The organism is Flavobacterium magnum, assembly GCF_003055625.1.
Taxonomy (GTDB): domain Bacteria; phylum Bacteroidota; class Bacteroidia; order Flavobacteriales; family Flavobacteriaceae; genus Flavobacterium; species Flavobacterium magnum.
This window is the reverse complement of the sequence record NZ_CP028811.1, coordinates 956638-968738: the sequence shown is the minus strand read 5'-3', so window position 1 is coordinate 968738 and position 12101 is coordinate 956638. Positions and strand designations below refer to the sequence as shown.

Genomic DNA, 12101 nt, shown 5'->3' with positions numbered 1-12101 from the left:
TATATTATTTATCCGTTAATAGTTGTTTTAATTTGTCCCAACGGGGATCTGTATTTTCCTCTTTCGTATCTGCTGCTTTTACTTCTTTCACACTCATTTGCTGCAGCCTGTCCAGTGCTTCTGATTTCAATGTGCCGTCCTTAATGCCGGGATGTATCCTTTTGGTCGGAATCGACAACGCAATCATTTCATAAATGTACTGCGATACGTCAATCTGGTGCTCGCCATGCGGCAGGATCAGCAGTTCCTCATTGTCATTGTTGAATGCCTCACCGAACTGCACCACAAGCCTGAGCTTTCCTTTCACGGGCAAATCAAACATTTCGCCGGTTAAGTCGCATGGTACATGAACCATACCCTTATGCTTGAAATGCAGCTCGAGCATCGTGCTTTTCTTCTCGAGAACGACATTTACCTTAATGTCGCAGCTTTCGAAGTCATCGTATTCATAAGCGGCAAAGAACGTTTTATCTATCTGATATTCAAATTGGTGTTTCCCTAACTTTAACCCTATAAAAGGAATCAAGAACTCATTCAGCTTTTTCATCGTAACCTCAATTTGACCCGGTCCTGAAAATTCAAAACGGGTGTGCAAAGATATAAATTTATCGCAATAACAAAAGGGTTATAAACATTTTTTTGTTTATAAGTGTTTTTCCTTTGTTTTCAATGGTTTCTTACTGATTTCGGCGTGTTGATGACGCGAATTATAAATGTCAATTGCCAGATATACAGCTTCCTTAAACGAATTATAGTCGGCCTTGTCCTTGCCGGCAATGTCATAAGCAGTACCGTGGTCCGGCGAGGTCCTGATCTTATCGAGACCCGCAGTATAATTTACGCCATTCCCGAAAGACAGCGTCTTAAATGGTACAAGCCCCTGGTCGTGGTAAGCCGCAATCACCGCATCATATTTTTCATATTGGCCACTGCCAAAAAATCCGTCCGCAGGATACGGGCCAAAAACCAGTGTGCCTTTCTCGAACATCCTTTTCACGACCGGGCGGATGATCATCTCATCTTCCTTACCGATGACACCGCCATCGCCTGCATGGGGATTCAGTCCAAGCACCGCAATCTTGGGTTTGTTGATGCTGAAATCCTGTATCAGCGATTGCCTGACCGTCTCGATTTTCTGCCTGACCAACGCTTCTGTCAGATGCGAAGCCACTTCATTTACCGGAACATGGTCCGTCAGCAATCCCACGCGCAGCTTGTCGTGCACCATCAGCATCAGTGCATTGCCCTGGAGTTCCTTGGCGAGGTAGTCCGTATGTCCGGGAAACTTAAATTCTTCGGACTGGATATTGTACTTATTGATTGGTGCCGTGACCAGCACATCCACAAGGCCTTCCTTCAGGGCATTGGTGGCAGCCACAAACGATTTAATGGCATATTCCCCCACCACCGGATCGTTAACCCCGTAGGCCAGTTCTATATTCTCACGCCATACGTTCAGCACATTGATTTTCCCGGTAACCAGCTGCTCCAGCTTGTCTATGCCGTGAAGCGGTGCGGCCGATTCAAAACTCTTGCGCAAATGCGACAAGGTCTTTACGTTAGCAAAAATCACCGGCGTACACATTTCCAGCATGCGGTTGTCCTCGAAGGTTTTGAGCACGATCTCGCTCCCAATCCCGTTAAGGTCGCCGATGGAAATCCCGACAATGATATTTTCTGCTTTTTTCATGGTAATTATTGTAATTTTGAACTGCAAATCTAAGTAAAATAAACCACAAATGTTTACAGGAATAATCGAATCGATGGGCGTTGTCCGCGAACTTAAAAAAGACGGCGGCAACCTGCACATCACCGTTTCGGCTGCCATTGCGCATGAGCTGAAAATCGATCAGAGTGTTTCCCATAATGGCGTATGCCTGACCGTCGTCGGGATCAATACCGATGAATACACTGTTACTGCAATCCGCGAGACGCTGGACAAAACCAACCTCTCCGACTGGAACGTGGGTGACTCCGTTAATCTCGAACGTGCGATGAAACTCGGAGACCGGCTTGACGGCCACATCGTGCAGGGCCATGTCGACCAGACCGGAGTATGTACGTCCCTAGAAAACGCAAATGGCAGTTGGTATTATACGTTTGAATATGATTCTTCCTTAAATAACATCACCATAGAAAAAGGCTCCATTACCGTAAATGGCGTAAGCCTCACGGTCGTCAACTCACACAAAAACAGCTTCAGTGTGGCCATCATTCCCTACACATACGAACATACCAATTTCAAGGATTTTCAAGCCGGGACACGCGTGAACCTCGAATTTGATGTCATCGGGAAATATGTTTCCAGACTGCACGCGCTTACAATTTAAATGTCTATCTTCCGTTTTCTTTTCCAAAAAACATCAATTGCTATGAAAAAAATCATTACTCTTTTACTACTCGCTACTACGACAATTTACGCACAGGACCAGCGTCCTGACATTTTTGACCGAAAGCACGAAGTGAAACTGGGCGCGATCAAATTGCTTGCCGGCCCGATCCTCGAAGGCACATATGAATACATTCAGAACCGCGATTTTACCTTTGGCGTTTCCGTGCTGGGCAATCTCGATAGCAAGAACGATTATTACGAAGACTTTTCCGTTACGCCATTCGCAAGGTTCTATTTCCAGGAAACCAAGGAATTCGGTGCCAAGGGATTTTTTGTCGAAGGGTTTGCAAAATATTCGTCAGGAAGGAATACGACCGATGACTGGCTCGATGAAGAGTCAGAAAAATACAGTGCAGCAGCCTTAGGCATCTCGCTGGGCAAAAAATGGATCAACCGTACCGGCTTCGTGTTCGAGATCCTGGGTGGTATCGGCCGTACGCTGGGCAATTCTGACGCCGCACCTGACGTGATTTTTCGTGGCGACCTGAATTTAGGGTACCGGTTTTAAGAAGTCGCAGGGCGTTAAATCCTGTTTCACCCGCTGAAATTCGTCACGACACCTGCTGCGTTTGCCTTATTTTAAAGCCGTAACCTTTGCCGGACCCGCCGTCAAAACTGGTCGGTAAGTAAAATCACCGCTTTTCGGAATTGTTATATTTACAAAAAACGATTCCGTTATGCGCTACTTTACCGTGTTTGCCTGTTTCCTGATTTTTCTCGTCACTTCGGCACAACAACGCAGCCACCGCAACTTTGATGAGGGCTGGAAATTCCATTTTGGACATGCGGCCAATCCCGAAAAGGACTTCAATTATGGTATCGCCGCGTCTTTCTCAAAATCAGGCAAATCTACAGGCACGGCCATCGAGCCCAAATTCATCGATACGGCCTGGGCCAATATAAAGCTGCCGCACGACTGGGCCGTAGCACTGCCTTTTGTGAACGTTGACAACTTCGATGTACAGTCGCACGGCTATAAACCGGTGGGCGGATTGTTCCCGGAGACCAGTATCGGTTGGTACCGCAAGCATTTTACCCTGCCAAAATCAGAAGAAGGCAGGCGATTCGACCTCCAGTTCGACGGGATATTCCGCGATGCCGAAATCTGGGTGAACGGCTTTTACCTTGGCAATAATAAAAGCGGCTACGTGGGCGCGCATTACGACATTACCGATGTTTTGAAATTCGGAGAGGACAACGTGGTCACCGTACGCGTCGACGCCACGCAATACGAAGGATGGTTCTATGAAGGCGCTGGCATCTACCGCCATGTGTGGCTCAACAGTTACGACAACATACACATACTGCACGATGGTATTTTCGCTTCCGCAGAATATACTCCGGGGAAAATGTCGCTTACCGTCGCCACCGAAACCACCAATGAAGGCTTCAGCCCGGCAACTTACAATGTTTCCTATTACGTTAAAGACCGATTGGGAAAAACCATCTGGAAATCGGGTTCAGAAATGGTCAAACTTGCCGTGAATGAAACCAAAACCACCAGACAAACGGTAAAGACGCCCTATCCCGTGATGTGGTCACTGGAAAACCCATACCTGTACCGCATTTATGTTGAAATAAGGCAAAACGGAAAGCTCATCGACACGCAAACCGTAAAGTTCGGGTTCCGCGAAATCGAGATCAAGGCAGACGGCGTTTATCTGAACAAACAGCGCATCAAGATTCAGGGCACCAACAACCATCAGGACCATGCGGGCATCGGCAGCGCGCTGCCGGACTACCTGCAATATTACCGCATCAGCCTGCTGAAGAACATGGGCTGCAACGCATACCGGACCAGCCACAATGCGCCCACACCGGAACTGCTTGAGGCCTGTGACAGCCTGGGCATGCTGGTCTTAGACGAACAGCGGCTGCTGAACAGCGGCGCAGAATCGCGCGACCAGTTTACGCGGCTGCTAAAACGCGACCGCAACCATCCATCAGTGTTCCTGTGGAGCATCGGCAATGAGGAAGGGATGATCCAGGCCAACCAGACCGGGAAGCAAATTGCCCGAACACTATTGGCGCAGCAAAAACAATTCGACCCTACCAGGACCAGCACGTACGCCGCTGATTTGCCGAATGTCTACACCGGCGTCAACGAAGTGATTCCTGTGCGCGGCTTTAACTACCGGCAGTTTGATGTCGCTGCCTACCACAAAGACCATCCGTTGCAACCCATTATAGGCACTGAGATGGGCAGCACCGTCACCACCCGGGGCGTGTATGTGAAGGATTCCATCCGCGCTTATGTGCCTGACCAGGATATTACCGCCCCGTGGTGGGCGAGCACCGCAGAAACCTGGTGGAAACTGGCCGCAGAAAACGACTACTGGCTTGGCGGATTCATCTGGACGGGTTTTGATTACCGCGGAGAACCGACGCCATACCAATGGCCCAATATCAATTCCCACTTCGGGGTGATGGATGTATGCGGTTTCCCGAAAAACATATATTACTATTACCAAAGCTGGTGGACCGATAAGGATGTGCTGCACATTTCCCCGCATTGGAACTGGCCCGACAAACAGCATTGGGACAAACCGAATGATGAGGTCGAGGTTTGGGTAAACTCCAACGCAGATAACGTCGAATTGTTCCTGAATGGTAAATCATTGGGTAAAAAAAACATGCCACGAAATGGCCACCTGAACTGGACAGTGCAATACAAACCCGGGAAACTCGAAGCCATCGGCTATAAAAAAGGCAAAAAGCTCACTGCTATGGTAGAGACCACCGGCGCTGCCGCAGAAGTGGTCATGACACCTTATAAAACGACTATTTTGGCCGACGGCAGCGATGTGTCTGTGATCAACATTTCAGCGGTTGACAAGGAAGGCCGCGAAGTTCCGGATGCCGACAACATGATCCGGTTTTACCTCTCGGGCGATGCCAGGATTATCGGTGTGGGCAACGGCGACCCCAGCAGCCACGAGCCGGATCAGTGTCCTGACGGCGCCTGGCAGCGTTCTTTATTCAACGGCAAATGCCAGCTGATTGTGCAATCGGGAAAGACGTCGGGGCTCATACACCTCGAGGCCAAAGCGGCCGGATTGTACGCGGGCGCCACCGACATCGTAACAGTACTTCCCGAAGCCGCGGCTTTGGTAACCAAAGACGCCGCATATCAGTTAAATGGCGAGGCAGCGCAAATGCGTCCCGTCGACAAGGCCATCGGAGCCGATATTTCCTTTTTGCCCGAACTGGAGGCGCGCGGCATGAAATTCTCAGACAAAGGCGTAGAGAAAGATGCCATACAGATCTTAAAAGACCACGGATTGAATTATGTGCGCCTTCGAATCTTCAACGAACCTGCAAATGAAAAAGGTTACTCGCCGGGTAAAGGCTTCTGCGATTTGGAGCATACGAAGGCTATGGCCAAACGCGTCAAGGCAGCGGGCATGAAGTTGCTGCTGGATTTCCATTACAGTGATTATTGGGCCGACCCGGGCAAGCAATACAAACCGAAAGCGTGGGAAGGGCTTTCGTTTACCGAATTAAAGAAAGCGCTTTACGACTACACTGTCAAAGTGATGACTGAACTGAAAAATCAGGGCACCACACCCGATATGGTACAGGTAGGCAATGAAATCAACCATGGCCTCGTCTGGCCAGAAGGAAATGTAAACAATCCTGACGGCATGGCCCAATTGTTTAACGCGGGTACCGCGGCCGTAAAATCGGTAGAACCGACTGTCCCGATTATGCTCCACCTGGCGTTGGGCGGACAAAATCACGAATGCGTGGAATACATTGACGGGATGCTCAGGAGGGGCGCCCATTTTGATGTGATTGGGTTGTCATATTATCCGAAATGGCATGGCACGCTTGACGACTTGCGCGACAATATGAACGACCTGGCAATGCGTTACCGGAAAAACCTCATCGTGGTAGAATATTCCCAGCTGAAACGTGAAGTGAATGAGATTGCGTTTAACACCGTGGCGCAGAAAGGAAAAGGGACATTTATCTGGGAACCGCTAAGCACCTGGGAGCAATTTTTTGACGCCGACGGAAAATCGAATGAATTGTTGCAGATATACGATGAACTCAGTGGGGCATTCCTGAGCCAGGGGCCCTCGGTGAAACCGGCCGAACGCAAATAAAATTCTAGTTATCCGACGCGTACCATTCCGCAAACGAGGTTTCGGTTTCCTGAAGTTTTAACGAAAACAACGAGATCCCGGCTGGCAGCCTTTTCTGGATCTTTTGGGCGAAATCGATGACCATATTTTCACTCGTGGGTTGGTAATCTACCAAAATCACATGGTGCCCGCGTGTCTTAAGCTCACTGGCGAGTTCGACATGGGGCGTGTTTTTGTTGAACACGGTGGCGTGGTCAAAATGGTCTACGATTTCTTCTTTTACGATGTGCTTGAGGTCGGTAAAATCAATGACCATGCCGAATTTCACATTGCCGGCGTCGGAAATGGGCGTACCGATTACGGTTACCGAAAGTTTGTAACTGTGCCCGTGTACGTTCTTGCATTTGCCGTCGTAACCATACAGTGCATGCCCGGTTTCAAAACTGAATTGCTTGGTAATCCTGATCTTACTCATCGTCATTAATTTGGCGCAAAATTACGCAAATAAATACAAATACGTCGTATCGCGCGGAAGCCTAGCCCCGATAGAGGCAAATATCCTTTTGATTTTTTCTTTAAAAATCAAAAGATATGGCCGAAAGCGGGACCATGCTTCAAATAATCAATATTATTTTAGAAATGTTTTGCAATATGCCGTAAAATAGTATATTTGCCGAACGATTTGGGGGATTAGCTCATTTGGCTAGAGCGCTTGCCTGGCAGGCAAGAGGTGACCGGTTCGAATCCGGTATTCTCCACACAAAGCAGTATCTACGGGTGCTGCTTTTTTTGTTTACAGGATGGGGGTTAGCCCGGAAGTTGTGTCAATTAACATTTACTCATCAGAATGCCGCCGTCACCCAAAATCCAAAGCTCAGCTTGTCGTTGCGTGTATTCCATTTGCCCTGGCTCGCGGCGCGCGTGATTACGGGGGTTCCTTTATAATCTGCGAGGAAATGCAGGCCACTTTCGCCCATTTCCTCAATCAGCTCGATAGACACGAAAAAGTCGCCTTCAGCCCAGATGTTGTAATCTGTGAGGTCTACATTGAGCAGGCCGCGCCTAATGTCTGTCGTCACGATGATGTTCTCGCTCAGGAGGCTGTTATTGGGCAGGCCGTCTTTCAGATCATAAAAATTGAGCCTGAATTTGAGCTCGCGGTAGCGGTTGAAATCGATTACTGCATGAAAGGCCTTAATATAAGCCGGTTTGCGTTTCAACTTTATGGTTACGCCCATTTCGTTACCCAGGATATTTTTCTCAAATCCAGCCGATTCCGTTTTCTTTCCGGGTATATTGCCCAGCGTTCCGGTCTGCAGGTTTTTATTGCGGACCACCACTTCTTTTAATGCCGACATGCTGCGCTCGAGCAATAAAACGGGATTTTCGGTGACTTTGGCTATGAAGTCTGATACGGTGAAGGTTTGCGGCTCATAGCCCACCATCGAAATCCTGATTGTTTCCGCATTAAGCGCCGTCGTCAGCGGCAGTGTAAAATGGCCGTTCACGTCAGAAACGGTCCCCATATTTTTATTGACCACACCGATATTGACATACGGCAATGCTTCGCCTGAAGCTTTGTCCTTTATCGTACCGGCATATTCTGTCTGTGCATGTATCACCGTGCCGCACGACAGCAGCAGGATCAGCAGGGCTTTGAAGAATTTCATTTATTCTGTCTTGACAGGGGCGGACTCGGGATTCAGCAATGCCGGCGTCGATGACGGCTGTGTCACCGGAGTGATCGTGGCGGTTCCCGCTTTTTTAGGGGCCGAACTCAGCGGTTCTCCTACCCCGATGTCGCAGCGGTGTCCCGGCTGCCCGTGAGGCGGGTTCATTCCCGGCGCGGTCTTTACCGGTGTTTGTGTTACGGTCATCCCGTTAGCGTTGGCCGGCTTTCCGGGTGTGATGGTTGCGGTGGCTCCCTTAGGTGAATTCAGCGGCGCGCCTACGGCGATATCGCAACGGTGTCCCGGCTGTCCGTGTGGCGGATTCATACCCGGCGCGGTTTTTACCTCGGCCGGAGCAGTGGCCTGCACAGTTTGGGTTTGTCCTTGTACGGGCTGCTGCATAGTGATAGGTTGTGCATTGGCCGGCGCAGGGGTCGCAGCGGTTTTAGGGGTGTCCGAATTGTCCTGTGGCATAAGCTCTTTCTTGCAGGAGGCGAGCAGCAAAGCGGCTGCAAACAATATGGGAAGGGATTTTGATGCCATAATTTAAATTTTTAATGGTTTCAAATATAGCTAATTTGGGGAATTATTGGTCGATTGGGGAATATTTAACGGAATGGGGGCCTTTATCTTTTTGGTATTGCAGGCTGAGTCGATTGCTGAATTACCTGCCCTGGGGCTTCACCGTATACATCGCCTGGCCAGACCAAACGGACTAAAAAACAAAGCCTTACAAACATTATGTTTATAAGGCTTTCCAAATTTAAAACGTGGTCCCACTTGGGCTCGAACCAAGGACAACCTGATTATGAGTCAGGGACTCTAACCAACTGAGCTATAGGACCGGGTTAGGGCTGCAATATTAGTGTATTTTTTGATGGGGTGCAAATGTTTTTTGCGGATTTTAAGGCGGCATCCGTTAACACGACAACCGCCGGTGTGCGGCCACTACGGACTGGAGATTCCAACCGATTTAGGGCTACTACATCCCTGCAGTGTCTGTCATCCGCGCTCCTGACACAGCTCAATGAGCACGCCATTGGTGCCTTTGGGATGCAGGAAGGCCACAAGCTTGTTGTCGGCGCCGGGTTTTGGGGTCTCGTTCAACACCGTAAAGCCTTCACTTTTAAGCCGTGCGATTTCAGCCACGATGTCTGTGACATCGAATGCGATATGATGGATTCCCTCGCCCTTTTTTTCAAGGAATTTCGCAATCGGGCTTTCCGGGTGGGTAGCTTCCAGCAACTCGATCTTGTTGGGGCCGTTCATGAAGAAGGAAGTCTTCACCCCTTCACTGGCGACCTCTTCACTTTTGTAAGGCGGCGCGCCGAAGATTTTCTCAAAAAGGCGGTTCGAAGCCTCAAGATCGCTGACCGCAATGCCGATATGTTCAATTTTGTTCATCGTTCCTTTTTAAAATGATACGCAAATATAATACAATCCGCTAGCCCTGATGGCAGCGGATATCCTTTTTCCTGCTTCTTTAGCAGGGAAAAGATAGCAGCGTACAGCAGGATCAGGCTCCCGGACAAAAAACTCAATGGCGTGTTAAACCAGCCACTCGGCAACTTTTTCATACCTTTGCCTCATGGAAACGAACAGACAGAAAAAAATAGGCGGCGTACTGCAACAGGATTTGGTGGACATTTTACAGGGGGAAATCCGCAAGAACGGGATTACGAACCTGGTCATCTCTGTGTCTAAAGTCAGTGTCACCACCGATTTGTCGGTAGCCAGCGTGCACCTGAGTATCTTCCCACAGGACAAGGCGGCGGAGACGCTGGCCGCAATCCGCTCGAACGGCCCGTTGATCAAGCATGACCTTGCCCAGCGCGTTAAGATGCAGCTGCGTAAAGTACCCAACCTGACGTTTTATCTCGACGATTCTTTGGATTATATTGAAAAAATCGACAATGCGCTGTCCGGAAAAGAGAATCCGATAACCAATCCGGAATTGCTCGCGCGTAGAAAAAAATTCTAGTGAATTTTCCGCTGTACATAGCCAGGCGCTACCTCAAAAGCGTCAGTAAGAACAACGCGATCAACATCATCAACCGCATCGCGTCGGTGGGGATCATTACGGGTTCCGCGGCTTTGTTTATTGTACTTTCGGTATTCAGCGGACTGGTGAACTTCAGCCTTTCTTTTTCTAACACCATCGATCCCGACATCAAAGCGGTGGCCGCTACGGGCAAATCGTTTTTCATTTCACCGAAACAGCTGCAGGAACTCCGCGATGTAAAGGGCGTAGCAGCATTCAGCAGTGTTATTGAAGAACGGGTGCTTTTTGTTTTCGATGAAAAATCGGAATTTACCTACATTAAAGGCGTCGACAGCCTTTGTACTAATGTGAGTACCATCAAGAAGGGCGTCGTGAATGGCGCTTGGCTTGAAACCGGGACAAACCAGGCGGTCATCGGGTACGGTTTATATGAGAAACTCGGCGTAGGTCTGGGCGAATACAACCGGCAGCTCGAGATTTATGCCCCAAAACCGGGCAAGGGCCTTATCGAAAACCCTGAAGAAGCGTTCCGCCGGACGTCTGTAATTCCCGTCGGGATGTATGCCATCAGCGAAGAACTGGATTCGAAATATGTGTTTACCGATCTGGGCCTGGCCACAGAATTGATGGGCTACCGCCCGGGACAGGTTACTGCCCTGGAACTCAAACTTACCGCTGCGGAAGACGAGGCCGCGGTGACCAGGTCGCTGAAACGGATTTTCGGGAACCAACTGGTCATACGCAACCGCGCGCAGCTCAACGATGCATTGTACAAGATGCTGCGCACTGAAAACCTCGCGATTTACCTGATTTTTACACTGGTTATCATCCTGATCCTGTTCGCCTTCGCCGGTGCAATCATCATGATGATCCTCGATAAAAAATCCAATCTGAAGACGCTGTTTTACCTCGGTGCCGAAATTCGCGACCTGCGTAAGATTTTCCTGTTGCAGGGTACATTGCTATGCCTGAAAGGCGGGTTGATCGGCATTGCAATCGGAAGCGTCGTGGTGGTGGTGCAGCAGTATTCGAAACTGGTCATGATTACCGATACGCTGGCTTATCCGGTAGTGTTTTCCATCATGAACATCGTGATTGTGATGGCAACGATCATTTCACTTGGATTCCTCGCGTCGCTGATTGCCTCGGGCCGCGTGAGCAAAAAACTGATGGAATAAAAAAACGGACCAATTTGCATTAGCCCGTTTTTCCGTGTTCAAAAAAAAATCTAAAATCTCAAAACTTAATTTTACTTCTCCAGCGCGTACCTTCTGGCGACTTCTGTCCAGTTGATCACGTTGAAGAATGCCTCGATATAATCAGGTCTCCTGTTCTGGTAATTCAAATAGTAGGCGTGTTCCCACACATCCATGCCAAGGATCGGAGTGCCACCGCATCCGGTATCAGGCATCAGCGGATTGTCCTGGTTTGGCGTGCCGCATACTTCGAGCTTGCCGCCCTGGTGCACGCAAAGCCAAGCCCATCCGGACCCGAATTGTGTTGCGCCCGCTTTTGAGAACTTTGCCTTAAACTCATCAAAACTGTCAAAATCCCTTTCAATGGCGGCCATCAGGTCGCCTGTCGGCTTGCCGCCACCATTTGGTGACATGACGGTCCAGAACAGGTTGTGATTGTAATACCCGCCGCCGTTGTTGCGTACGGCAGCATTTTTCTTATCCAGGTTGATCAGTATGTTCTCGATGGTCTTGCCTTCCATATCCGTACCGGCGATGGCCGCGTTCAGGTTTGTGGTGTAGGCATTGTGGTGTTTCGTGTGGTGTATTTCCATCGTACGCGCATCGATGTGTGGTTCCAGCGCATCGTATGCATACGGCAATTTGGGTAATTCAAAAGCCATAATGTTAGTTTAAGTGGTTTCAAAAATCAAATTTAAACATTTAACTTTGGAAATGGAAATACTATTTGATTATAATGGAATTAAAATTACT

General features: G+C 49.0%; 12 protein-coding genes and 2 tRNA genes. 6 read left to right on the top strand and 8 right to left on the bottom strand.

The window, feature by feature from the left end; translation table 11 throughout:
- Nucleotides 1-4: 4 nt before the first annotated feature.
- Both HYN48_RS03980 and pdxA read right to left on the bottom strand, forming a co-directional pair.
- The gene (locus tag HYN48_RS03980) at nucleotides 5-547 is read right to left on the bottom strand and encodes a YceD family protein (protein WP_108369896.1); all 543 of its coding nucleotides are present in this window, start codon (nucleotides 545-547) and stop codon (nucleotides 5-7) included.
- Between the two features lie 96 nt (nucleotides 548-643).
- A complete protein-coding gene (gene pdxA, locus HYN48_RS03975) occupies nucleotides 644-1690 on the bottom strand; it encodes a 4-hydroxythreonine-4-phosphate dehydrogenase PdxA (protein WP_108369895.1) in 1047 nt (348 codons plus the stop codon).
- Nucleotides 1691-1739: 49 nt separating this feature from the next.
- Between pdxA and HYN48_RS03970 the strand changes: the two genes are divergently transcribed.
- The 3 genes from HYN48_RS03970 (at nucleotide 1740) to galA (ending at nucleotide 6501) form a co-directional block, all read left to right on the top strand.
- Nucleotides 1740-2330, top strand: coding sequence for a riboflavin synthase (locus tag HYN48_RS03970; protein ID WP_108369894.1), 591 nt, complete (start codon nucleotides 1740-1742; stop codon nucleotides 2328-2330).
- A 42-nt stretch (nucleotides 2331-2372) separates the two neighbouring features.
- The gene (locus tag HYN48_RS03965) at nucleotides 2373-2900 is read left to right on the top strand and encodes a DUF3575 domain-containing protein (RefSeq protein ID WP_108369893.1); all 528 of its coding nucleotides are present in this window, start codon (nucleotides 2373-2375) and stop codon (nucleotides 2898-2900) included.
- 169 nt (nucleotides 2901-3069) lie between these two features.
- Complete coding sequence (gene galA / locus HYN48_RS03960; protein ID WP_108369892.1) at nucleotides 3070-6501, top strand: beta-galactosidase GalA; 3432 nt, start codon at nucleotides 3070-3072, stop codon at nucleotides 6499-6501.
- Between the two features lie 4 nt (nucleotides 6502-6505).
- Here the strand turns inward: galA and HYN48_RS03955 are convergent, their stop codons facing one another.
- Nucleotides 6506-6955: a 6-pyruvoyl trahydropterin synthase family protein gene (locus tag HYN48_RS03955; protein WP_108373349.1), complete on the bottom strand. Its 450-nt coding sequence runs from the start codon at nucleotides 6953-6955 to the stop codon at nucleotides 6506-6508.
- Between the two features lie 209 nt (nucleotides 6956-7164).
- On the opposite strand from HYN48_RS03955, the gene HYN48_RS03950 reads away from it, so the two are divergent.
- Nucleotides 7165-7238, top strand: a tRNA-Ala gene (locus tag HYN48_RS03950).
- Nucleotides 7239-7322: 84 nt separating this feature from the next.
- Here the strand turns inward: HYN48_RS03950 and HYN48_RS03945 are convergent.
- From HYN48_RS03945 to mce, 4 genes are all read right to left on the bottom strand, one after another.
- Entirely contained in the window at nucleotides 7323-8150 is an 828-nt protein-coding gene (locus HYN48_RS03945; protein ID WP_108369891.1) for a carboxypeptidase-like regulatory domain-containing protein, read from the bottom strand.
- A complete protein-coding gene (locus HYN48_RS03940) occupies nucleotides 8151-8693 on the bottom strand; it encodes a hypothetical protein (RefSeq protein WP_181248522.1) in 543 nt (180 codons plus the stop codon).
- A gap of 228 nt (nucleotides 8694-8921) precedes the next feature.
- Nucleotides 8922-8995: transfer RNA gene (locus HYN48_RS03935), tRNA-Ile, on the bottom strand.
- Between the two features lie 157 nt (nucleotides 8996-9152).
- On the bottom strand, nucleotides 9153-9554 hold the full coding sequence (mce, locus tag HYN48_RS03930; RefSeq protein ID WP_108369890.1) for a methylmalonyl-CoA epimerase: 402 nt from the start codon (nucleotides 9552-9554) through the stop codon (nucleotides 9153-9155).
- A gap of 184 nt (nucleotides 9555-9738) precedes the next feature.
- Between mce and rbfA the strand changes: the two genes are divergently transcribed.
- Together rbfA and HYN48_RS03920 are read left to right on the top strand one after the other, a co-directional pair.
- Nucleotides 9739-10131 carry a 30S ribosome-binding factor RbfA gene (gene rbfA / locus HYN48_RS03925; protein ID WP_108369889.1) on the top strand — a complete coding sequence of 131 codons (393 nt, stop codon included), beginning with the start codon at nucleotides 9739-9741 and terminating at the stop codon, nucleotides 10129-10131.
- Nucleotides 10131-11330 (top strand): ABC transporter permease, encoded by a 1200-nt coding sequence (locus HYN48_RS03920; protein WP_108369888.1) that lies wholly within the window; start codon nucleotides 10131-10133, stop codon nucleotides 11328-11330. The genes rbfA and HYN48_RS03920 overlap by 1 nt, the downstream gene beginning before the upstream one ends.
- A gap of 71 nt (nucleotides 11331-11401) precedes the next feature.
- On the opposite strand, the gene HYN48_RS03915 is transcribed toward HYN48_RS03920, so the two are convergent.
- Nucleotides 11402-12010 carry a superoxide dismutase gene (locus HYN48_RS03915; RefSeq protein WP_108369887.1) on the bottom strand — a complete coding sequence of 203 codons (609 nt, stop codon included), beginning with the start codon at nucleotides 12008-12010 and terminating at the stop codon, nucleotides 11402-11404.
- Between the last annotated feature and the right edge of the window lie 91 nt (nucleotides 12011-12101).